19 protein-coding genes and 1 pseudogene are annotated in these 23,021 nt (G+C 39.1%); 5 read left to right on the top strand and 15 right to left on the bottom strand.

What is annotated here, in order from left to right; all coding sequences use genetic code 11:
• Positions 1-40 precede the first annotated feature (40 nt).
• Both AC27I2_RS13905 and AC27I2_RS13910 read right to left on the bottom strand, forming a co-directional pair.
• Positions 41-676, bottom strand: a complete 636-nt coding sequence (locus AC27I2_RS13905; RefSeq protein ID WP_487204612.1) for a DUF1449 domain-containing protein — start codon at positions 674-676, stop codon at positions 41-43.
• A gap of 344 nt (positions 677-1,020) precedes the next feature.
• Entirely contained in the window at positions 1,021-2,508 is a 1,488-nt protein-coding gene (locus AC27I2_RS13910) for a dipeptidase (protein WP_487204613.1), read from the bottom strand.
• A 170-nt stretch (positions 2,509-2,678) separates the two neighbouring features.
• Here AC27I2_RS13910 and AC27I2_RS13915 point away from each other — a divergent pair, with 170 nt between their 5' ends.
• On the top strand, positions 2,679-2,849 hold the full coding sequence (locus tag AC27I2_RS13915) for a DUF2986 domain-containing protein (protein ID WP_008132329.1): 171 nt from the start codon (positions 2,679-2,681) through the stop codon (positions 2,847-2,849).
• A 31-nt stretch (positions 2,850-2,880) separates the two neighbouring features.
• Here AC27I2_RS13915 and AC27I2_RS13920 read toward each other — a convergent pair.
• From AC27I2_RS13920 to AC27I2_RS13930, 3 genes and pseudogenes are all read right to left on the bottom strand, one after another.
• Positions 2,881-5,009 (bottom strand): annotated as a pseudogene (locus tag AC27I2_RS13920) (TonB-dependent receptor plug domain-containing protein).
• Positions 5,010-5,117: 108 nt separating this feature from the next.
• Complete coding sequence (locus tag AC27I2_RS13925) at positions 5,118-5,309, bottom strand: helix-turn-helix transcriptional regulator (protein WP_006791459.1); 192 nt, start codon at positions 5,307-5,309, stop codon at positions 5,118-5,120.
• Complete coding sequence (locus tag AC27I2_RS13930; RefSeq protein ID WP_006791460.1) at positions 5,306-5,734, bottom strand: hypothetical protein; 429 nt, start codon at positions 5,732-5,734, stop codon at positions 5,306-5,308. The genes AC27I2_RS13925 and AC27I2_RS13930 overlap by 4 nt, the downstream gene beginning before the upstream one ends.
• A 241-nt stretch (positions 5,735-5,975) precedes the next feature.
• Here AC27I2_RS13930 and AC27I2_RS13935 point away from each other — a divergent pair, with 241 nt between their 5' ends.
• Positions 5,976-7,892: an alpha/beta hydrolase family protein gene (locus AC27I2_RS13935; RefSeq protein WP_305400856.1), complete on the top strand. Its 1,917-nt coding sequence runs from the start codon at positions 5,976-5,978 to the stop codon at positions 7,890-7,892.
• A gap of 297 nt (positions 7,893-8,189) precedes the next feature.
• On the top strand, positions 8,190-9,392 hold the full coding sequence (locus tag AC27I2_RS13940) for an MFS transporter (protein ID WP_305400853.1): 1,203 nt from the start codon (positions 8,190-8,192) through the stop codon (positions 9,390-9,392).
• Positions 9,393-9,449: 57 nt separating this feature from the next.
• Here AC27I2_RS13940 and AC27I2_RS13945 read toward each other — a convergent pair whose 3' ends face one another.
• The 4 genes from AC27I2_RS13945 to AC27I2_RS13960 all read right to left on the bottom strand — a co-directional run bounded on the left by AC27I2_RS13945 (position 9,450) and on the right by AC27I2_RS13960 (position 14,692).
• Complete coding sequence (locus AC27I2_RS13945; RefSeq protein ID WP_487204614.1) at positions 9,450-10,496, bottom strand: NAD(P)-dependent alcohol dehydrogenase; 1,047 nt, start codon at positions 10,494-10,496, stop codon at positions 9,450-9,452.
• Positions 10,497-10,631: 135 nt separating this feature from the next.
• Entirely contained in the window at positions 10,632-11,345 is a 714-nt protein-coding gene (locus AC27I2_RS13950; protein WP_305472012.1) for a DUF1499 domain-containing protein, read from the bottom strand.
• A gap of 88 nt (positions 11,346-11,433) precedes the next feature.
• The gene (locus AC27I2_RS13955) at positions 11,434-12,774 is read right to left on the bottom strand and encodes a DUF1501 domain-containing protein (RefSeq protein ID WP_487204615.1); all 1,341 of its coding nucleotides are present in this window, start codon (positions 12,772-12,774) and stop codon (positions 11,434-11,436) included.
• Between the two features lie 10 nt (positions 12,775-12,784).
• A complete protein-coding gene (locus AC27I2_RS13960; RefSeq protein ID WP_487204616.1) occupies positions 12,785-14,692 on the bottom strand; it encodes a DUF1800 domain-containing protein in 1,908 nt (635 codons plus the stop codon).
• 167 nt (positions 14,693-14,859) lie between these two features.
• Between AC27I2_RS13960 and AC27I2_RS13965 the strand changes: the two genes are divergently transcribed.
• Entirely contained in the window at positions 14,860-15,075 is a 216-nt protein-coding gene (locus tag AC27I2_RS13965; RefSeq protein WP_006791468.1) for a hypothetical protein, read from the top strand.
• A gap of 62 nt (positions 15,076-15,137) precedes the next feature.
• On the opposite strand, the gene AC27I2_RS13970 is transcribed toward AC27I2_RS13965, so the two are convergent.
• The 6 genes from AC27I2_RS13970 to hrpB form a co-directional block, all read right to left on the bottom strand.
• Positions 15,138-16,688 (bottom strand): sensor domain-containing diguanylate cyclase, encoded by a 1,551-nt coding sequence (locus AC27I2_RS13970; RefSeq protein ID WP_487204617.1) that lies wholly within the window; start codon positions 16,686-16,688, stop codon positions 15,138-15,140.
• Positions 16,689-16,786: 98 nt separating this feature from the next.
• Positions 16,787-17,758 carry a sensor histidine kinase gene (locus AC27I2_RS13975; protein ID WP_008132344.1) on the bottom strand — a complete coding sequence of 324 codons (972 nt, stop codon included), beginning with the start codon at positions 17,756-17,758 and terminating at the stop codon, positions 16,787-16,789.
• Positions 17,751-18,302: a heme NO-binding domain-containing protein gene (locus AC27I2_RS13980; protein WP_487204618.1), complete on the bottom strand. Its 552-nt coding sequence runs from the start codon at positions 18,300-18,302 to the stop codon at positions 17,751-17,753. The genes AC27I2_RS13975 and AC27I2_RS13980 overlap by 8 nt, the downstream gene beginning before the upstream one ends.
• A gap of 9 nt (positions 18,303-18,311) precedes the next feature.
• Entirely contained in the window at positions 18,312-19,427 is a 1,116-nt protein-coding gene (locus AC27I2_RS13985) for an HDOD domain-containing protein (protein ID WP_487204619.1), read from the bottom strand.
• 109 nt (positions 19,428-19,536) lie between these two features.
• On the bottom strand, positions 19,537-20,001 hold the full coding sequence (locus AC27I2_RS13990; RefSeq protein WP_008132346.1) for a nuclear transport factor 2-like protein: 465 nt from the start codon (positions 19,999-20,001) through the stop codon (positions 19,537-19,539).
• Positions 20,002-20,095: 94 nt separating this feature from the next.
• Positions 20,096-22,522 (bottom strand): ATP-dependent helicase HrpB, encoded by a 2,427-nt coding sequence (gene hrpB, locus AC27I2_RS13995; protein WP_487204620.1) that lies wholly within the window; start codon positions 22,520-22,522, stop codon positions 20,096-20,098.
• A 273-nt stretch (positions 22,523-22,795) separates the two neighbouring features.
• Here hrpB and AC27I2_RS14000 point away from each other — a divergent pair, with 273 nt between their 5' ends.
• On the top strand, positions 22,796-22,993 hold the full coding sequence (locus AC27I2_RS14000) for a CsbD family protein (protein ID WP_002958133.1): 198 nt from the start codon (positions 22,796-22,798) through the stop codon (positions 22,991-22,993).
• The last annotated feature ends 28 nt before the right edge of the window (positions 22,994-23,021 follow it).

Here is a 23,021-nt window from a genome sequence, read left to right on the forward strand (position 1 = left end):
GATTTATTATGTGTTATTTACAGCAAAAAACGGCGTTGTGTTACCAAGGTTTAGCAGTAACAATATAACAATGCTGCTCTTTTATATGCTCAAGTAATACAACCGTATCACCTGCGCTGAAGGGGTATTCGTCATGCGATCTTATTTCAATGAGTTGCTCAGAGCCTTGGAAATTAACTCTGCCTTGACCAAACGTTGGCGTCACCTTTCCAGTAACAACCGTGCATTCAAGACCCAATAAGTCGCTACTGCGAGAAGTTTCTACACTTGAGAAAAAGCGTTGTAATGGTTTTGAAATAATAACTGCAATTGGTAAAGCAATAATCGCGCTTACTATCAGCATCACTAAGCCAAAAACATAAAATAAAACACCGTCACCAAGTAGATAAGCAAAAAACTTATGTGCATAAATGCTAATTAGCCAGCTAAGCATAACCACTAAGCTAATTGATACCGTAATAGGAATACTGCCAAAACCAAAGTTTGACGCTGAATGGGCGCTATTTGAGTTAGATGAACTGGGCTCTATGTCTAAATCAGATTCAAACATATCAATGTCAGCAAATCCTAATAAAGTGATCATCCAAAAAAGGATTACAACCAAAAGCAGGGCCGTGAAAATAATGGTAGGAAACGTCAGTGCTAAATTCAAAAAGTCCATATTACTGCTATCCATCTGTATTAATACATTTACACAGTATGATTTTTACCATTTTGAAGAGAGTTTGTTAAGTTTTTTATAATAATTAGCCACTGGTTTATAAAGAATTGTAAATAGCTCACCTCTATTTTAATTACCTCATTATAAACCCATTACTTATAGACCTTTTTTAAACGGTCAACCTAAATCACTTACTTCTAGATTGAAGTGCTCTATCTGGATGTATGACTTTACTAATAATAGCCTCTATTTCACTGCAAGTTATACCGATAATAATGACTACGATGAATACAAAAAAGCCGCCTTGCTGAAGTCACTTCAGTTAAACAAGGCGGCTTTTATATTAAAAAATCTATAGCTTACATATTACCTAGCTCTATCATCATTGCGGTATACATGCGTAAATTTAGCTCCAATTGCTCAAGCGTAATAAATTCATGCTCAGAGTGGCCTGTATAACGTTTACCCGGCATTGATGGGCCAAACGATACGGCATTATCAAATAGTTTTGCGTTAGTACCTCCGCCAATTGATACAAAATCGGCTTGTTCGTCACCTGTAAAATGTTTAAAAATATCGAGTAGCTTTTGTGCGTGCGGCGCGTTATCTAACAGCATAGGGTTACCTATCACTGTATCTATACTCTCGAGTGTAACGTTATTGTTAGCTTGCCATTGATTAATGGCTGTCTCTATTTGCTGCCTTAAAACATCTTCATTTTTACCAACAGGGCGACGAGCATTAACGGCTAACGTTAATTTATTTCCGCTGCGCTCAATGACGGTTGGAGAAACAGTCATTGGGCCCATAAAGTCATGTTTATAGGCAATATCGCCAAACTGCTTACCGTGAAGATCTAACCCTATCAGTTGATTTACAAATTTAATAAGCTGTCCATCGCTATTGTTTTCAAGCGCTACGTCTTTAAATAACTCGCTCAAGTGTGCGATAGCATTAACGCCCGATTCTGGCTCAGATGAGTGCGCAGACATTCCTTTTATACTTATTTTTAAGCCTTTACCTTGCTCTTCAAAATTAAACTCAACATCACTAAGCGTTTTAGCTTTCGCTTTTAGTGAGTCAATTAAGCGCTCATTAGCATTATGCAGTACTAAACTTGCATCTTCTGGTATTTGGCTTTTGAATGCACCACCAGCAAGGTCGCTTACATACACTGCTTTTTGATCTGATATGGCATTAAATGTAGGAGAAATTAAGCTCCAACCTTTTTCAGCAACCACTACCGGGTATGATGCATCAATGGTTACTGCATACTTTGGTTGCTCATATGTTTTCATGAACTCAGTAAGTGGGCCCCAATCAGACTCCTCAGCCAGATAAATCATCAGCTCAATGCGGTTATTGAGCTCAATACCTTTATCTTTAATCGCTTTCATGGCGTAAAGCGCGGTAGCGATAGCGCCTTTGTCATCTTCGGTACCACGGCCAACTAATTTACCTGGCTCAGAGGTATCAATAATAAAGGGGTTTTGCTTCCACTTACTCGCATTAGCTGGCTGCACATCACCGTGTGTTACCACTGTTACCTTGTCTGTTTGTTTACCCATGCCAATAAGCACGGTGTAACCAAGGTCTTGGTAGTCGAACCCAAGCTCTGCAGCTTTCATTTTTAATACCGATTTAAAGTTAATAAAATCTGGGTTTTGTGGTGCGGGTATTGAATCTTTATTTACTGTAGGAAAAGCAACTAAGTTAGTTAGCGTGTGTACTTGCGCATTTTGGTAGGTATTTACAGCGTAATCGGCAACATTATCAATATTTTTATGTAACTGTGCGTGCGCGCTAAACGCGAACAAAAGAGCACTGGCTAAAGCTAACTTTTTCAAAACTTATTCCATTTAATTAATAACTAAGGGCTTTAATTATAGCGCCCACACAGCATTACAAATAGCGCTTTGCGGTAATTTAACAAACTATTAAGTGTAAATATTTATATGGCGGCTTTAATATGGATAGCGGTATAATAAGCGGCTTAAAATAATTGGGGTAAATCAGTGTGAATCGTCGTAAAAAAATAGTCACAAAGTTTCAAAAGAAAGACAAACGCGCTAACGCTAAATTACACAAAAGTAATAAGCCCGCGTATATATCAAAAGCAGAACGCGAGAAGCTAGAACAACAAGCAGCACAATTAACCCAAATCGAACAAAACCAAGAGCAGCCGTAACCTGCTCTTGGTTGTAAATTATATAATCACCTTAAAAAGCGACACTCATCCCTATATTAAACGAACGCCCCTGCCCTGCGAGCTGCTCAAAACCCGTGCTTTCGCCTTTTTTAAGCTGCGCAATGCTCACCCCACCAAGCGGTAGTTGATAGTACTCGTCAAATAAATTACTCACTTGTGCACTTAACGTTAAGTCGCCCCATGACGCTTTTGAACCTAAATTTACAATGTTGTAGCTATCGGTTTGGTTTTCTAATCGGTTGTTATCGACGCGTGTTTTAGCATCATTCCATTGCCACGACAGCGTATTTTCAAAGCGGCCGAGTTGATGGTTAATTGCAAACTTAGTATGCAGTGGTTTTATTTGATAAAGCGGCTGGTTGGTATCATCTCGCTTTGCACGTGTATTAGTAATATTGGCATTTAATTGCCAATTACCGAGTGCTTTAGATTGATGAATATTAGCGGCTAAATCTAACTTAACCCCATACAATACGGCATCCGTATTAGTAAATTTAAGTATGTTACGTGCTGTGTTTTCTAAGCCAAATCGATTGAAAGACCTGACGAGGTCTGCATCAATGTAGTCAGATGCATTGGTATACCAAATGTTAGCACTTACTTGCCAGTCGTCGTTTTGAGCCGATTTAATATAAGTAGAGCTTATTGTATGCGCGGTTTCTACTTCTAAATTTTGGTTGCCTATATAGCCATTACCATCACCGTACCAACCAATCATGGTGGTTGCCATATTGCTCACACCCCAGCTGTATCGCTCATACAAATTAGGTGCTCTGTTTTTGCGAGCAAGACCAAGCTGTAGCTCGTCAGTATGAGTAAGCTGATAATTAAGTAATACACTGATATCAACCACCGTGTCTGATTTATCGTGCTCTTTGCTATTAAAAGCAGCAGCGGCACTTGCGTTACTGGGCTGCATTGGCATGGCGCTCATAGTCATCATTGCCATACCTTCGTTATATGGCTGAACATCGTCAGCACGAGTATTTACATGCTCAACACGTATACCTGAATTTAACCCAACTTAGTATTTATTTGGCTCTCAAATTCTGCAAATGCTGCAATACGCTTACGCTGACCATTATTTATATTAATGTAATCGTTAGGGCCCATCATGGCGGAACCTTCAACAGCAGACCACCAATCATCAATTCGGTAATCATAAAATGCTTGCCCAAGTAATAGGCTGCTATTGCTATCTAGGTTTAAACGCCATTTAATTTGAGAGCTTATATCGCGCGCATCGGTATTCATTGGCATCATGCCTGTTTTTTCAGCGCTAAAAAAACCCATTTCGTGTTTAACCTCATGCCAATTAAGTTGGGCTTCCAATTCACTGTTTTCCAATACACGCTTGTACTGGGCCGTTGCGCCATAACTTGTGTTGTCAGTCATATCCATATACTGATTAGCAAAGCCCTGATAAGGTATTTTTTGATGTGTAAGCTTAATAACAAACTGTTGTTTTTCGTCTCGTATTGCTGCAAAAAGCGCATGGTTTTGAACGCGATATAAGGTATCTAATACCAAGTTTCCATTTCCGTCGTCGTAACTTTTGGCATCACTAAACGCACCTTGGTAATTAAAACTCAGGGTATTGCTCGCAATACGTGCTCCTACCCCCACTTTTCGCGCATTGTTTACGCTATTATATTGAGCAGATACATAGCCTGAGTGCCAGTGAAGCTCATTACTTTGGCTATACTGTGGTGAAATAGTATTTACGCTTATCACCCCGGCAATATTATCGCCACCGGCACTTACCGCTGATATACCCGCAATAACATGATAAGCCGCAATTTGATTAGCAGAAACATACGAAAGCGGAGGGTTCATATGATTAGCACATGCCGCTGTAACATCAGCCCCATCGACTAATACTTTTACTCTATCCCCCATCAAGCCATTTAAAATAGGCAAATTAGACACCCCACCTGCAGCAGAAAAATCCACACCTAAATCATTTAGTAATGATTCTGCAGAGCCAAGTGCAAGGTGTTTATTTTGCGAATGTCCATGAACCTCAATAACTTCTAAAGAGGTGTCGTCTGCAAAGGCTGCTGAAGAAAATATGCTGCCTATAAAAAAAGCCAAAGGCGTTAATAAATATGTGTTTGGAGTATTGCTTAAATCTGCCATTTTATAATTATGCCACTGTAATAGTTGGACTAATTATAATTCTTGAGGCTAGAATAAAAGCGCGACAAATTGTCGCACTTTGCTCATTTTATTTTAAATATGCCTGCGTTATTCATCATCAAAAATATCTTCTATTTTTAATTCAAATAACCGCGCTGCTTTAAACGCCAGCGGTAAACTGGGATCAAACTTACCTTTTTCAATTGCATTAATGGTTTGGCGCGATACATCTAATAATTCAGCTAGTTTAGCCTGTGTTAGATTTTGCTCAGCTCTGAGTACTTTTAAGCGGTTTTTCATTCGTCGCCCTCATCACAGCTGTAGCGTTTGTTAAGTATGTAGGTGCTAATTAAATACACTGAGCCCATTAAAAACATCAAGTCAGGTATGTCAGCCCGTACGCTAATAATGCCACTTAATTGTAAGTTACTATATGCAAGCCCACCGACCACAACCGCTCCAAGCGTAAAACCCATTGCACTTAAATGTATTTTTTGCTGTAACTCATCAAGTCCCTGTAAGTTGCGCTTATTGGCTATGATCATTGCAATGCCCACAACAACATTTACGACAATAAAAAAGCCACTCATCGCGTTATTATGATCCCAAATTAAAACCGGACCAAACGAACAAATGGCTAGCGATAGTAACCAAATGAGCGTCCACTTAGCTAAATTAGTCGTATTTATTTTTTGACGCTGCTTTAACGTTAATTGTGTTTGCATTTTTTAACCCTCTCAAAAAGTAAAGTGTGCTTTACTATACTTGTACAAAAACAACTACAAGTCAAACAAACTTTACATAAAGATTGGTTTTAATGACATTACAATGTGTTACAAATCTCTAGTGAAATGTTTCCAGCAGTACTTCTAAAAAGATAAAAATAACAATAGAATAACGTTATTAAATATTAAGTAACAAGTAGCCATGATATTTAATAAATACTCTAAAATTTAAGGATATAAAATGTTAATTACAAGGCTTATAGTTTTATGCTTATTGTTATTAAGCTTTAACTCATATAGTAAAAATACGTTAGAAGATTTCTTTGATAAAAGCGGATACGTTCAAGTTAAAATTTCACCTAGTGGGAAATATTATTCACTCACTTACAGAGAAGATACTGAAGTAAAGCTGGTCATCCTTGAAAGAGAATCTGGAAAAACAACGGCCGCATTTGCATTTGGCGAAAATCAAAAAATACGTAATGTTACTTGGTTAAATGACGAAAGATTTATGATGTCAGTAGCTAAAACAGTTGGCTTTTTAGATACCAAAGGCGGACGCCCATATTATGTTGTTGCTAATTACGATGGTTCAAAAAGACGTGAAATTCTATTCTCAAACACGTCAGTTTTAGAAGTCATTAGCACCCTTCCAAATGATAAAGAAAACATTCTAGTCGCCAAAGGTCACTTTAATGATGACTTTGCCGTTAATGTTCATAAATTAAATATTTATAACGGAAAAATGGATTATGTAGGCGGCCAACCCAAAGACGATGTCTTTGGTATAACTACCGATATTTCGGGTAACCCTAGATTGGCATTTCATTATGAAGAAGATGAAGAGCAAGAGCTTGGCAAAGGCGATTTAAGTGTTTATTTTAAGAAAAAAGTGAACAGCGATTGGCAGTCTTTAAATCTTGCTAAACTAAACTTTGAAAAAGGAGATGCGTTAGGTTTTTTAGGTATGAACCTAGAGGGTAACGAGGCCTTCTTAATGAGTGACTCGGGCAGAAAAACTACTGCTATTTACAGCCTTAACTTCGAAAGTGAAGAACTGACACTTTTAGCGTCAAATGACAGTGTTGATATTTCAACGCCAATATTTGGCCCTAACAGAGATGTTATAGGGGCTACGTTTGACCCTGATTACCCTCAATATCAATACTTTGATGCAAAGGGTGAAAATGCAATATTTAAAGAGCTAAGTGACACATTTAAAAATTACCGATTACAATTTACAAGCCACTCTAAAGAAAAAGGTCTTTCTGTGTTTTCTGTAGAAGCTGATAATTCGCCAACTACTTTTTACTTGTACGATACTAAAAATAAAAAAGCGACTTTTATTGCCTCAAGCGCCCCTCAGATAGATAAAAAAAGCCTCTCTATGACTGAACCTTTTAAAATAAAAGCAAGAGATGGCGTTGAATTAAACGGCTATTTAACCATACCAAAAGGAGCTGCTGATAAAAACTTACCTGCAATTGTATACTTGCATGGCGGCCCACATGGACCTAGAGATTTATGGCAATACAACCCTGAAACTCAGTACATGGCTTCATTAGGTTACGCTGTGCTTCAAGTAAACTTTAGAGGGTCTGGTGGCTATGGCAGCGAGTTTGAGGAAAGTGGTTATAAAAAATGGGGACGCGAAATGCAAGACGACGTCACTGATGCCACTTACTGGGCTATTAATGAAGGAATAATAGATAAAGATAAAATATGTATCTATGGTGGTAGCTACGGTGGTTACACTACGTTAATGGGCGTTATTAGGGAGCCAGACCTGTACAAGTGTGCAATTGGTTATGTGGGTGTATATTCAATTCCAGAAATGAAAGAAAGCGGCGATATCCCCACCAGAGAGTCAGGTCGAAAGTATTTAGACATGGTTCATGGTACCGACATGGAAGATATGCAAGCTCGCTCTCCTTCATTTAATGTTGATAAAATTAAAGCTAAGCTGTTTATTGCTCATGGTGAGGACGATGTAAGGGTTCCTATGGAACAATATGAAGCATTAACGTCTGCGCTTGATAAAATAGGCTATCCATATGAGTCAATGGTGAGAGACGAAGGACATGGATTTCATCAACCTAAAAACATCTCTGATTTCTACACAAAAATGGCTGAATTTTTTGCAGAGAGCCTAAAATAATACGCTAATAAAATTGTGCCAGCATAAATGCTGGCACTTTCATCCACTCCACTAAAAAACAATTTTACGTAGCTTCCACTGCTTTTAATAGCATCCAAAAGTTATGCCCACCATCATTAAATAATATAAATCGTATTTATTTAACTCTATCTAATGACTTAGCCTACCGCTTCACTTAAACTAATTGCTTCAAGTTTTTCTATATTCATTTCATAAATTTTTTGCATTTATAACCCACAGTGCTTTTTGCTCTGGCGTTACTTTTTTATATTTAAACATCTAATTCAAAGGGGGTTTATGAAACCTGATGTTACATCTATACCCAATCAGCTAAATAAAACGGCTATTTTAATTGTGCTGGCGTTAGGCACCTTTATTTTAGGTTTATCTGAATTTTCGATGATGCCAATGTTGCCCCTTATAAGCGAAACATTTGGTACTACACCTTCTCAAAGTGGTTATGCTATAAGCGCGTATGCTATAGGCGTAGTGGTTGGTGCACCTGTGTTAATGCTTACAACGGCTAATATGCGAAAACGAAAAGCACTGCTGATTTTTTTAAGTTTAATGTGTGTATCTAATGGGCTTAGTGCATTGGCTACGTCGTTAGAGCAGTTAATCATATTTAGGTTTTTAAGTGGATTGCCTCATGGCGCTTATTTTGGTGCTGCCATTTTGCTTGCATCTGATATTGCGCCGCAAGGTAAACGAGCCAGCTTTATGTCAAAAGTATTTATGGGATTAACCATTGCAACTATTGTTGGTGTGCCCGTTGTAACATTGGTAGGCCAAAATTTAAGTTGGCGTTACTGTTTAGCTGGTGCTGCAGCGATTGCTTTTGTTGCATTTATTTTAGTTTATAAAGTCGTGCCCAACATAGACAACGCTAAACCCTCTAACTTATTAAACGAGTTTGGTGTGCTCAAAAACAAGCTCGTATGGTCAATTCTAGGCATTGTTATTATTGGCTTTGGTGGTGTTTTTTGTATTTATACCTACATTGCTGACACCATTTTAGATGTAACAAATACAGCGCCTTATACTATTTCGGTGGCAATGGTAATGTTTGGCATTGGCTGTACACTGGGTAATTACGTTTTAGGAAAAGCTGCAGATAAGTCGGCAATAAAAACGACTGGCTTTGCGCTTGTATGCACCATTATTTTTGCATTTGCTTATGTTACGGCAAGTTATAATATTTGGGTACTTTATGCGGTTATTTTTTTCATCGGTTGTAGTGTCGGTTTAGCGACATTAATTCAAAGCCTACTCATGGATGTAGCACCTGAGGGTCACGCAATGATAGGCGCATTAGTTCAATGTGCATTTAATACAGCAAACGCAATTGGCCCGTGGGTAGGTGGAATCGCGATTGCTAAAGGGGCTGCGCCAAATCAAACTGGCTATGTCGCTGCGGCATTATTTTTAGGTGGCTTAGGAATGTGGTTGCTGAGCTATTTACAACTTAATAAGTCTCCCGATTTAAACACAGTTAATTAATCACAACACAAAAAGAGCGACTGATAAGCCGCTCTTTTACTTTCATATCAATAATTTTTACGAATCTAACGACGCCATATCAATTACAAAACGATAACGTACATCTGAATTTTCCATACGTTCGTATGCGGTGTTAATTTCGTCAATGTTAATCATTTCACACTCAGGCAATACATTGTTTTCACCACAAAAATCGAGCATTTGCTGAGTTTCTGCTATACCACCTATAAGTGAACCTGCAACCTGACGTCGTCCCATTAATAATGGCACTGTATTTAACTCTTCAACAGGCCCCACTTGACCAACAATAATTAATGCTCCATCTATGTCTAATAGTGGTGTATAAATTGATAGGTCGTGCTTAACAGGCACTGTATCAATGATTACATCAAAAGCTGACTGCGATTCTTTCATTTCGTCATCATTTGTTGAAACTAAGTAATGCTGGGCACCAAGTTTAACAGCATCTTCTTTTTTAGATTCGCTTCGGCCAACAACAGTTACCTCAGCACCCATTGCTACGGCATTTTTTACCGCCATATGACCTAAGCCACCCAGGCCTACAACTGCAACACGGCTGCCTTTTTTAACGCCCCATTTATGTAGTGGAGAATACGTAGTAATACCTGCACATAACAGCGGTGCTACGCGTGAGAGATCTAAATTCTGTGGTATTGAGAGTACAAACTCTTCACGAACTACAACATGCTTAGAATACCCGCCTTGGGTCATTTCTCCGGTTTCTCTGTCTTTACCGGCATAAGTGCCAACCATGCCCTCACGGCAAAATTGCTCTTCATTATTGTCGCACTGATCGCAGCTTTTACATGAATCAACCATACAGCCTACGCCAACGGTGTCACCTTGTTTGTATTTTTTAACATCGCTACCAACCGACTTAACTCTGCCAACAATTTCATGGCCTGGAACGAGTGGGTATTTTACACCGCCCCAATCGTTTCTAACGGCGTGTAAATCTGAATGGCACACACCGCAGTATAAAATTTCAATTTCTACATCGTTATTTCGTAAATCGCGGCGTTCAAACTCAAACTCTGTAAGCTCAGACCCTTGGCTTTTTGCTGCATATCCTACTGTTTTCATCATAACTCCATAGTTGTTTAAAAATTTAAAACGCATTGAGTATGTACTTTGAGGAGTGAATACAAACTGAAAAGCAGCCACAAAAAAGCCCAAATATTATTTGGGCTCAATCACATACTACTATTTAAGGCAGTGTTACTTAGTAAGCTCTGCGTTAATTTCGTCAATTAAAGTATTAATACGCTCGGCATTTTTACCTAAATCGCTGCGACCAACACGTGATTTACTTCTTATATCAACAAAACGCTCAGTACCTTCATCAACAATACGAACAACAACATCATCTTTAAAACCAAACCACGTTGTGGTGTCTGTTGCTTCTATTAAACCAAGTGATTTATTAGCGCTTACCAATTCCCAGCCTAAATTTTTAATTGCTTGCTCAGTTGCTGCAATTAAATCACTTTGCGACTGCGCAAAGTTAAGGGTTGTTAGTTCTGGGTAAGCTTTACGTTGTTGTACCGCGGTTTCTTCCCCTGCGTATTCAACTGGATTTGGTGCGTCAGCGCGAAGTGGTGCAATAGCAACAAATTTAGGCGGGTTAACCAAGTCGGTCGAAATATCATGAATTGGCGGCACACTTTTAGCTTTATTCATCATGTTAAGCGGCATAGCAATAGCAACCACAGAAAATACTACAGCAACGATAGCACTACCAAATGAAGCGGTTTTACGCATAAATATTAACTGCACTAGCAGTAAAACAAGTGCTGCACCACCCACATACACGCCGTATCTAAAGCCTGTAAAAGCAAGGCCTAAATCAACCATGCCAAACTTGTATAAAGGGCCTGGTAATACAACCAGTAAAAAGGCGATTAAACTCACCAAGCTGACTAAAATCTTCATTCTTGTGCTCCATTTTGTGTGTAATTGTTATTTTGTAAACAGCACTTATACTGCACGTGCTTGATTTTGGTTTACCATTAGCAACTAATTACATAAAAAAGTCCAATGTTGTGCGATCAAAGTTAGTCAGATTAGGAAATATATCGCTCAATTCAGATGATGAAACGCCAAACCATTGCGCCAATGAGGCAAAGTATTGCTCATTTGCCACGCTTGGGATAAGCCTGCCACTGTCAACGTCTTGCGGGCCGTCTAAATGCTGTGTTAAAAATTCACCATAAATATCGCCTCCTTTAACGGCTCCTCCCATTACGAGCTGATTGCCCGCCCAACCGTGATCGGTGCCATCACCATTTGAGGTCAGCGTTCTACCAAAGTCCGACATCGTAAAGGTCGTTACTTTGTCTGCCATATTTAGCTCTTGCATTGCGCTATTAAACTCGCTCAAGCTTTGCGCTAATGAATTTAACAAAAGCGGATGGGTTTCTAATTGGTTGTCGTGGGTGTCAAACCCGCCCATTGAAACAAAAAACACTTGGCGCTGTGTTGCTAAAGTAGACTGCACACTAATTGCTTTTGCCACTGCGGCCAATTGCTGAGAAATACTAGAATCGCTGAATGGTGTTATTAGCTCTGGGGCAGTCTCTAACGCATTGTTCATAGTTTGAGTATTGTTAATAGCCGAATTAAAGCTTTTTGCATAAGCATCACTAAGCGGATGATGAGTATTGCCCATTATACGATTCATAATGTTAGTTACATGGTCTGTGCGTGGTTGATAACCGCCAAATGCATTTATACGACTAATCCCACTTTTATTTAGTGCAAACGCTTTTGTTTGGCTGCCTGTTTGCCACAGATTAGTTCCATCTAACGACACATTAGCAGCAAACTGATCCTGCTGATTTAAGCGCTCTAACAAACGTGCTCCCCAACCACTGTTCAGCGACTGTTTTTCACGGCCATACATCCAAGATGCTTGCTGATCATTATGAGAAAATAAGTGCTTAGGTAACACCACTGCATTGTTTTTGTAATCGTTATAACTTGTTGGCGCAAGCAAGGTACCCACCCCACCAACAAACGCTAAATTAGATTCATTAAAAACACGTTGAATAGGCGACAATGATGGGTGCAACCCTACACCACCTGCAAATTGGGTTGCAGTATTTAAAGTAATTGGCGATGCAACAGCTAAATTTTGTCGGCTTTGTTCGTACAAGCTACGCTGCTCACCTTCAAGGGGTACCAACATGTTGAGTGAATCGTTACCGCCGTATAAAAAAATGCATACTAGTGCTTTGTAGTCGCCTAGTTCAACTGCATTAACAGAGCCTGTAAGCGCTTGTAGTTGCAAACTAGTCAGTGCGGCTGCCGATACACCGCCTTTTAAACATAACGACAAAAATTGTCTTCTATTAATGCTCATTATGTCTCTCCTAGTACTGCAAATTAAATTCAGGTGAAATAGCAATCATATAAAGTAAATACGATACCCGTTCGCGATATTGATCGTCATCAAAATAAGCATCTAAATCTAATAATGCTTGGCGTGTATCACTACTCATAGAACCTGCAAAATACAGTACGTTATATTGATCGAGTAAGTAGTTAATCCCATTGTTTTGCAAGGTATTCATATCGTTAATGATGTAAACATAAATGCCATTTGGGTTTAAATCGGTGTGCGCCTCTGCAGTACTCCACACTAAATCGGCAAAGTGCTCATTCATGGTGCCAATAAGCGTAGCGTCACCCGCTATTTGTAGTTCAGGAGCCACTAATGCATCTGCTCGCAACTGAGCAGGCTGGTAGTCAGGTCTAAAAAAGTTAAACACCGAGCTAGACTGCATAGGCCCTTGCCCATATCGATCAACTAAATTCCATGTTTTGTAAAAACCTTCGGGTGACCTTGCGTTTAGGTTTCGCCAAAATTGAACTGTTTTAAGAAGCGGTTCTTTTATTTTACCTTGGTAGCTTAACACGCTGCCATAATGACGAGCTTCATCATCTAAATATATAGCTTTTACTACTGCTGCTAGATCACCTCGTACGCCTTCGCCATTATCATTAAACACACTGGCAATTCGCTCTACATATTGCGGTGTAGGGTTTGATGTAATTAGTCGTTGTATTAACTGCTTACTGATAAAAGGCGCTACATTTTGATGGTTAAATAAATTATCAAGCGCTAGTTGTAACGACTCTTGCGCACCATACCCTTGGGGAATAATATCGCCGTTTAATAACGTTTTTTGCTTTTGTGAATGGTACTCTTCAAATGCTTGCATAGGCGCAACATAGTCGCGACTTTTGCGCTTAAATGTTTCACTGCCTGCAAATGTCCACCCTGTAAATACACGAGCAAACCCTTCTATTTCTGCTTGGCCATACGTTGCAATAGTATTAGCGTTAGCGTCTAATTTAGCGGTACCATCTTGGTTTAGCTCATCAAGCCCGATAGTAAATAACTGCATAACCTCACGGGCATAGTTTTCATCGGGGCGAATATTAAGTGCATCATCGGCCTTTTCGTTACCCAAATGGCTAAGATAAGTGCCCATGATTGGCGATAAAGTTACCGCCTCAAGTAAATCACGAAAATTACCAAATGCATGCGTTAGCAGTAAATCGTAATAGGTCACCATGCCTTCTGGCTGAGAGCGTAAATCGTTATTGAGATCAGACACTACAAGTATTTCACTCAGCGCAAAGGCCACGCGCTGGCGTAGTTGATCGTCGCTTTGCATTACGGCTTTCCACCACGCGTCTATTCGGCTTATATACCTAAAATCTTCATCGTCATTAGTAAACACCATATAGTCACGATGATAGTTAATGGGCAATGCCAGTTGGGCATCAAGCCATTGCAGCTCAGATTGACCTTGCGCGTTTTGTATTTCTACAAGCGTTGGCCCCATGCTTCCTTGATGCAACAACCGAGCTGCAGAAAATGCATCCATGCTATTGCGGGCAAAAAAATTGACCGTTTTAACGGTAGTGGCCCCTTCGTTATCGGTCGCGGTAACATTAAACGCATACTCTGAAGGCGTGTAAGTGAGTGCATCAGCCAATTTAACGCTAACTGAGCTTGCGTTTACTGGCTCATTTAACACCGTAGGCCCCGAAGTTTGTTGCCAAATTACACTTGCGATGCTGCCGTCAGCATCGCTGGCTGTTGCTTTTAGCTCAATAGTTTGGCTTTTTGTGATATCACTGGGTAAGCCCGACAGGGTTAAAGAAGGAAGTTTGTTACCATTAACGGTTGGAGTATCATCTGAGCCAGAACCACCGCAGGCACTAAGAAAAAAGACTGAGCTTACTATCAAAACTAATTTATAATGCATGTTAAATCGCCATGATATTTTGGTTTAAGTAAGCAATTGCCTACTTAGTTTAATGCATTAATTGAAACACAAAATTTACATTTTTTCCTTTTATTTTTTGTAATCGAAACTTGACTAACGTTCAAAATTACACAAACTACGGGGGTTAAACAGCCAGAGACTCATACATGAAAACAGAAATTAGTTATCGTTTTGAATCATCGCAAGTGGCCAACCGTTTTTTACATGAGTTAAAAAACTGGCCAGTGAACGATGTTAAAACACGTCTTTTTAATGGAGGTGATAGCGTAAAAGTAAGCTATGATTACGACGAAACAGGCTTCGATTATACCATTGCCGAGCTTGATGATTTAGCCGAGCAACATGGAGGAAAAGAAGTTTAGCGCAACGTAATATGTATTAAACTTTTTAGCATTAATAGTAACAATTCGCGATGGTGGTTTAATTATATTGATTTAATTAAGGCTCTGTCTCTTCCGGTGTTTTTTGCCTCGTACAGCATAACGTCTGCATCTTTGATTAATGATTTGGCTGTGATGCTTTCATCATCCATAGCCTTTGCCGTTGCAAAAGCACAGCCTACACTTATAGTTAAAACATCACTTACTTTAGAGCCTTTGTGAGGTAATTTAAGCGCATTTACATTTTTTCGTAATTGTTGAGATGTTAGTTCAAATTGCTCAAACGAAAGCTGGTTAAACAGCAGTATAAATTCCTCACCTCCATAGCGTGCTGCTATACCATTATTTGATTGGGCGGTTTCTTTTAAAACACCACATAGTGCTTGTAAGGCACTATCTCCTTCTTGATGACCATAACAGTCGTTGTACAACTTAAAGTAATCAACATCAATTAGCATTAATCCCAACGTTGTTTTTTGATTGTGGGCATCATGCCATTGTAATGTGTAAATTTCTTCAAAGGCACGTCGGTTATAAATTTGCGTTAGCTCGTCTACTTTACTTATTTTTTCAAGTTGTTCGTTTTGTTTTTTGACCTCTTTTATTAAGGAATTAAAACCATTTATAAGTACACGCATTTCTAAAAACTGATTTTTAAAATGAAGCGGTTGAAGGTCATTTTTAAGTAACATCAAATTGATTGCCGATGCACCATTAATTAATGGTGTAATAAAAAAACGATTAACTACCAAAAAACCTATTATAGAGGCTACAAAAAACATTATTAAAATAATAATTAAATACAAGTCAAATAACACGGGCAACCTTTGATGGTGATGCTCAATCACCATTGTCAGTAATGGGTTACCATTTATGTCTAGCAATATTCTTTGCCGCTCAGTGGCTATTCCCTCATTTTGGATTCCACCATTTAAAACAAGTAAATTTTGTGTTGCGCTATCGTCATTTATTATTGAGTAGCTAAGTTTTACTTGTGCTACTTCTGCCATCATAGCAACTTGTGATTTCCTTACTTTTTTAATAAAAACAATACTACCAACAGGCTCTCCTGTTTTATTTGTTCGTTGTATTGCGTGGGATGCAAACATAACAGGGCCATGCTCTGTTCTTAAAAAACCGAAGCGTTCTGACGTATTTTTTTTATAAGGTAGGATAGTACGGTTAGGTAAATGAGTATTTAGATCAAATTCTGGCAGCTCAAAGGATTGCTCCTGAATGTAATCAAAAGTATGCCCATAAACTTGTTTAAAGTTCATATCGTAAATAAATACACCATCTATTTTGAGTGATTTAAAGGTATCGTCCACATAATTTGACTCAATATAGTCTTTATCAAAGCTCGTCATGTAATCGTAAGAGTCATCCCACACCGCATAATCGTAATTTAGGGTTTTTAAGAAAACAAACTCTCTGTTTAAAGCAATTTCTAGGCTTAATAACTCTCTATCTTGGTAGTCTTTGATGTTTTCATTTATAGTTGGTAACGTAAAAAAGTATCGATAGCTAACCAATAAACTAGTCACAAAGCACATTAAAATTAAAGTACCTATTATTACAAAAAATCTTAATGTCATTATTAGGCCCTAGGGTGTGAAGTAGCTTAATTCATTTTATAAATAGCGCTTATCTAAAGTTTTTTAAGTGTGCTTGAGTTTATTCTGCGCCAATATAACTAGTTTAATGATGATTCCGGCATTAATGTTATTGGCATAGTACAGCGCATTAGCGTACCTTCGCCAAGCTCACTTTCTACCTCAATTGAACCATTATGCTCTTTTAGCACGTTATAAACGATGGCCATTCCCATCCCCGTTCCCTTCCCTACTGGTTTTGTTGTATAGAATGGTTCAAAAATATGGCTTTTAGTTTGCTCGTCCATTCCACAGCCATTATCAGCAATTTCAATATAAATATTTTTTTCGTCTGAAAATAACTTGATGACTATTTTACCTTGCTTGCCATCAACTAAATCACACGCATACTTTGCATTTAGCAGTATATTTACAAACACTTGGTTAATTGCCGATAAATTACAATAACTCAATGGCAGCTCTTCATAATCACATTCCACCTGACAACTTTTTAGCTGATTGGCGAGTAACTTAATGGCACCATTTAATGACTCAGTAATATCAGCCATAGCCAATAAGTTATTTTTCGGTCTGGCAAAGTTAAGCAAATTATTTACTATGGCAGCGATACGTTGAAGTCCCTCATGAGTGTCGCCGAGCAGTTCATCTAAATCTTCTAAAATAAAATCTATATTCGTTTCTTGGTCGAGCTTAACCAATTGTGCTTCAAGCTCTGAAGCCGAGATAGACTTATCTATGAACTGCTTAGATATCTGCATTAATGAATGAAGTGTTGGTTTAAAGTACTTAATGCTTTCTACATTACTCATTACATAAGCAAGCGGGTTATTTATTTCATGTGCTACGCCTGCCGATAACGTACCGAGTGTTGCCATTTTATCGGTTTGCATTATGGTTACCTGCTGGCTTTTTAGCATGCTCAGCTTTTCTTTTAACTCTTGATTAGCGCAAAATAACTTACGTGTTTTATCTTCAAGTAAAACTTCTAACTGATCTCTTGCCGCTTTTTCACGCAAATACGCTTTTTTGTAGTTATAGTCGTCTTCAGCCATTTAAAGCCTCATACTTCACTTCAATAACGCACTTGTCAAAGCCGTCGTGCATACATTCAACATGGTTTAAAGAAACATCAATACCGTAGTGCGAAGCCGCACCATAAATAAGCCCTTCTGCGCACATACATAATTGCCTTTTAGAACGGTAATGCATTAAAATAAATCCATCTTCAATCAGTTTAGACTCTATTTCTGGTAGGTTTGGTTCATGGTATAGCTTAGCGACTTCAACATGAATGACCTTATCAATCCCCATTATTAACTCTGCAAAACTATTAAAGCCTTTCGCAACCGTCGGGTGGCTTCTGTTTAAGTGACCAAACAAATACTCACCAAATGCTTTTAATACTTCGGGCATAGTCATCGATAGGGCTATTGCTACATCCTGGGCTAAACCAATTATCTCTTCATCTGGGTAACTTTGTGCTGAAATATACACACGGCCATCAGGGGCGTTTTTTTCAAGTAAATCATCCCATGCCGCCATACCGCACTTTTCAATAACCAGTGCCTCTAAGCCTCTAAAAATTATGCCTTTCATGTTTTATCCTTATTTATTACTTAACCACCATTGCTCTATGTCGGGAAATAGCGCTAAGTCATCTATAAAATCAAACTCTTCAAGATTAAAGTTAAACGCATTATTGCAAAACACATGTTCAACAATCATGTGAATCACGGTTAATGATATGCTTTTTTTTGAGGGTAATTCATCAATCAATTGCGCGTCGACTATTTTTTGTTCAAACCCCCAAAGTGCCAGTAAATAAGCACTTAACACAAACTTAGGTACAACTTCACTATCTAAGTCGCCATGAGGATCACTCGTTATAATTAACTCACCTATAACACTTAATAACCCTACAGCACATGCGAGTAATTGAGTTTGGCGATCTTGCTTTATATATTTTGCTAACGATTGCGATAACTCTGCTTTTTTATAACCTTTGTCTATTAGGTTATTAATTGCTTTTTGTTTATTTTTACTAAGTAACTGATGAGATAACTCTGAAAAAACCACAATTGCTCTAAGGTTTATTAAGCCAATCCTTACAATCGCTTCTTTAACACTTGAGGTGCTACTATCAAACCCCATAAAAGCCGAATTAGCAATTTGTAAAACCTTACCAGCCAGTAAAGGGTCGTGCCTAACATCTTTTTCTAAAATAGAAATATTAGGCTCGCTTTTATTGAGCTCATTGAGTAGGTTTTGCGTTACCTCACCTAAAAACGGAAGTTCAGAGAGTTGCCCTAAAATAATGCGATGCTCACAGCTAATAGGTAGTGTTTTTAAAACAACAGCACTATTTATTACGCTCTCTAAATGTGACTGAGCAAAAGGCTTAACTAGGTGAAAATGGATTACATTATTTAATTGTAGCTGGTAATTCCCACTCATATCACCTGTTAATAAACACCTTAGCGCAGATGGACAGAGCTCTTTAGCTTGTTCTAGAACGTTTTTCCCGGTAGGAAGTTGCATCATCGAATCACAAAAAATAATATCAGGTAAGGCGTTGTTATTTATTTGCTGTTCAAATTGAGTAGCAACTTGAACTGTGCACACATGAGCACTGGGGTATAAACGGTTAAGCGTGCGTATTAACGCACGTAACAGCAATTCGTCGTCATCAATAATAAGAATATTGATTTTTAAATCATGCATCTACTACACCTAAAGCTATAACGTACTAGTTTATAATTAAAGCGTAGTATATTTTTATCAATACCCCTACTTTCAAAGGCGCTAATTAATAAAAAGTAAATACATGGTTTTATTCATGATATTTACGGATCATCGCCACTTTACCGTTTTCAACTTCTATTACTTCCATCATTACTGATGTGTACTCTATTGGCTGCTTACTTTGTGGGTGAATGCCTTTAGCGTGGTTTTTATAACGAATCGCAAAACCGCTATCGTTAAATATAAAAGTATTGAGTAGCTCACTTTCATAGTGGGTATGCGCGCCTAAGTAAAAGCTCATGCCTTTGCGCATTAGTTTTTTACCCTCGGCAGTGCGAGAGTCATCTACTTGATACGGTATGTGCTGACTGCCAACATCGTCCGTTAATAAGCTAAGGTAGGCTTCAAGCTCTTTTTCACTTGCGTTAGGCGCTTGCGTTGCGGTCATGGCGCTGTAGTAATGCTGTGCAAATTTGTTTAAGTCCAGTGCCTCTTCAGCATCAACCAAAAAGGTACTCACTAATAGCAAACCAAATGTAAATAGTCGTTTCATCACTTCTTCCTTGTAGTTAAAAGTATTGATTTATTTATAGGTACACTATATTCATATGCTCAAAAATAAAACAAATATTTTTAAGTTAATAAACCTACATTTTGCTTTTTACTCTATTGGTTGCCGCGCTGTTGGCTGGGTCATCTGGCCAAAAATGCTTGGGATAACGTCCTTTCATTTCTTTTTGTACATCGCGATAACTACTAGCCCAGAAGTGCGCTAGATCTTGCGTAAGTTGTAAAGAGCGCTTACCTGGCGAGAGTAATTCCATAAGCAGTGGCAGCTTGCCATTTGCAAGCATTGGTGTACTTGTTAAGCCATACACTTCTTGCATGCGCACGCTTAACTTTGCGGGGCCATCTAGCTGGTAATTAATTTTTATATTTGAGCCACTCGGTACCGTTAACCTAAGCGGTAACAGTGTTTTTAAGGCTGTTTGCTGTGTCCAGTCAAAACAATTTTGCAGTGCTTCAAAGTAGTTAAACTTTTTAAGCTGCTCCAGCGTTTTTATATCCTGTAAATATACGCCTAACCAATCATCAGCTGTTTCTATAAGTTGCTGCTCGCTTATTGCCGGCAACGTATCTGGCATAAACTGACTGGCTAAACTCATGCGTATTAATAATTGCTGCGCGTCGGGTTGTTCATTAAATAATGCAAAACCATGCTTGGTAAATAAATTAAGCCACGCTTTGGCGCGCTCGGTTTTATTAAGCTTTTGCTTACTTGGTTGGCTTGTAAGCGTAATGGCGCCAAGCTTTACTTCGTCTTGATGGATAAAGCGCGCGGTTTTTTCATCAAACTCACAGCGGGTAAGCGTAGTAAACAAATGCGGTAAGTAATCTTGTAGCTCAAATGGGCTAAGTGCGGTGGCTGCAAAAATACGCGTGCCTTTATGGCCGCCCATACTTGCAATAGCAAGATAGTCATCGTTATGCCAGTAATCGGTGTTTAAATCAGCGCCCGCACCATTGGCAAGTAAATAGCCATTACCGCGTTTTTTTGCAATGCGATCGGGGTAAGCTAATGCCACCAGCAAACCTAAATACTCGGTGTTTAGCTCACTGTTACTGTCGGTTACTTTTAAACGGCTTTGCCAGTATTTTAACTGCTGTTTAAATACTGGGTGTGGCCTTTGCTGTTGGCTATGTAGCGCCAAGCTTAGCTCGTTGGCACTGTTTATTCGGCTCTCAAGCAGCGCCACTAAATAAAGTGCTAAACGGTAAATACCAGGGAGTTCTGTCTCAAGCGCCTGCGCTTTTAAAAGCATATGCGCTAAGCGAATATCCGCCCCAAAACCCAGCATGTTGCTGCCCAACTTGGTTAGCTTGCCTTTGCCGTCGATGGCTTCAAGCATAGTTAGTAAGCTCATTGCTTGTGTGCATTGCTGCGCTGTTGGCGTATCAAGCAAGGTGAGTTCGCTAATATTTGCGCCCCACTGTTTTGCTTCAAGCATAAGTTGGCTTATGTCTGAGGTGAGTATTTCGGGGCTATCGTGACTATTACGTCGCTCAAAGGTTTGCTTTGAGCCAAGCCTGTAAACAACACCGGGTTCTATTCGCCCTGCACGCCCTGCACGCTGAACGGCAGAGGAGCGCGATATACTTTGTGTTGTAAGCTCTGTTACACCTGTTTTTAAGTTATAACTGGCCGCGCGTCGTTTACCGCTATCAATAACAATGCGAATGCCTTCAATGGTTAAGCTGGTTTCGGCTACATTGGTGGTAAGCACTATTTTGCGCATGCCCTCAGGCGCAGGAGCAATCGCTGCCTGCTGATTGGCTTTATCTTGCTCGCCAAATAACGTGGCAACTAGGCAATTACTTGGCAAATCATTAAGGGCCTGTTGTACACGTAATATTTCAAATTGCCCAGGCAAAAACACCAGCGCACTGCCGCTTTGCTCGTTTAGTGCTTGTTTTATTAAAGAGGGAATAGCATCAAGCCAGCGGCTTTCATCTTTTATTGGTATGTATACTTCATCTATGGGGTAGCTTCGCCCACTTGATTGAATAACTGGGCAATCAAAAAATTGCGTATAGCGCTCTGTATCAAGAGTCGCCGACATAAGGAGTATGGTTAAGTCGTCACGCAGTGCACTTTGGGTCTCTAAAGCAAAAGCCAGTGAGGTATCGGCTGCAATTGAGCGTTCATGAAACTCATCAAATATCAGTAAATCAATGTCGCTAAGCTCTGGATCGTTTTGTAGCATGCGAGTAAGCATGCCCTCAGTAACTATTTCAAGGCGCGTATTGTTACTTACTTTACTTTCACCGCGTACACGAAGGCCAACGCTTTGCCCCACATTTTCGTTTTGGCACTGCGCTAGGTAATTGGCAATATTACGTGCAGCTAAGCGGCGCGGCTCCAGCATTACAATACGTTTAAAATGGCCGTCGCGCATAAGTTGTAGCGGCAACCATGTTGATTTACCCGCACCAGGCGGTGCTTGTAATAACGTTATAGGATTGCTTTGTAATGTAGTTACGAGTTGTTGATATATGTTTTGAACCGGCAGCACTGCTATTTACCAAAAATTGCTTTGCACGCATTGTAACAAAAACCAAAAATAAACGCGCCGCTAAAGCTGTGTGGTTATAAATGGCATCATAATCAGAAATAATTACAGACCGCTCTGTACATTTTTTAAGGACATGCGCGCCATTTTAATTACTACTGCGCTAATAAAAACATAACCCCATGATTATAAATATAAAATCTAAATTTAACTTATTGGTACACGCCTTGCTCCTATTATACTGAACGTTAATTAAATCTAAGTAAGGAGAAACTTATGAACAGCGATCGTATGAAAGGTAATTGGAACGAACTTAAAGGTAAGGCGCAACAAAAATGGGGCGATCTTACTGACGACGATTTAGACAAAATTGAAGGTAGCCGTACAGAGCTAGTGGGTAAAATCCAGCAGCAGTATGGTAAATCTAAAGAAGAAGCAGAGCGTGAAGTAGATGAGTTTGAAAAAACTCACTAATCGCTAACTTCTAAAAAAACCGCCATTT

Source organism: Pseudoalteromonas sp. NH0006-46, assembly GCF_057547735.1.

Coding starts and splice junctions, on each gene's coding strand:
- AC27I2_RS13975 (WP_008132344.1), bottom strand. CDS start 17,758: ATGGCTGAAGACGACTATAACTACAAAAAAGCGTATTTGCGTGAAAAA.
- AC27I2_RS13925 (WP_006791459.1), bottom strand. CDS start 5,309: ATGAAAAACCGCTTAAAAGTACTCAGAGCTGAGCAAAATCTAACACAG.
- AC27I2_RS13905 (WP_487204612.1), bottom strand. CDS start 676: ATGGATAGCAGTAATATGGACTTTTTGAATTTAGCACTGACGTTTCCT.
- AC27I2_RS13960 (WP_487204616.1), bottom strand. CDS start 14,692: ATGCATTATAAATTAGTTTTGATAGTAAGCTCAGTCTTTTTTCTTAGT.
- AC27I2_RS13970 (WP_487204617.1), bottom strand. CDS start 16,688: ATGACATTAAGATTTTTTGTAATAATAGGTACTTTAATTTTAATGTGC.
- AC27I2_RS13940 (WP_305400853.1), top strand. CDS start 8,190: ATGAAACCTGATGTTACATCTATACCCAATCAGCTAAATAAAACGGCT.
- AC27I2_RS13965 (WP_006791468.1), top strand. CDS start 14,860: ATGAAAACAGAAATTAGTTATCGTTTTGAATCATCGCAAGTGGCCAAC.
- AC27I2_RS13935 (WP_305400856.1), top strand. CDS start 5,976: ATGTTAATTACAAGGCTTATAGTTTTATGCTTATTGTTATTAAGCTTT.
- AC27I2_RS13945 (WP_487204614.1), bottom strand. CDS start 10,496: ATGAAAACAGTAGGATATGCAGCAAAAAGCCAAGGGTCTGAGCTTACA.
- AC27I2_RS13990 (WP_008132346.1), bottom strand. CDS start 20,001: ATGAAACGACTATTTACATTTGGTTTGCTATTAGTGAGTACCTTTTTG.
- AC27I2_RS13985 (WP_487204619.1), bottom strand. CDS start 19,427: ATGCATGATTTAAAAATCAATATTCTTATTATTGATGACGACGAATTG.
- AC27I2_RS13950 (WP_305472012.1), bottom strand. CDS start 11,345: ATGAAGATTTTAGTCAGCTTGGTGAGTTTAATCGCCTTTTTACTGGTT.
- AC27I2_RS13955 (WP_487204615.1), bottom strand. CDS start 12,774: ATGAGCATTAATAGAAGACAATTTTTGTCGTTATGTTTAAAAGGCGGT.
- AC27I2_RS13980 (WP_487204618.1), bottom strand. CDS start 18,302: ATGAAAGGCATAATTTTTAGAGGCTTAGAGGCACTGGTTATTGAAAAG.
- AC27I2_RS14000 (WP_002958133.1), top strand. CDS start 22,796: ATGAACAGCGATCGTATGAAAGGTAATTGGAACGAACTTAAAGGTAAG.
- AC27I2_RS13930 (WP_006791460.1), bottom strand. CDS start 5,734: ATGCAAACACAATTAACGTTAAAGCAGCGTCAAAAAATAAATACGACT.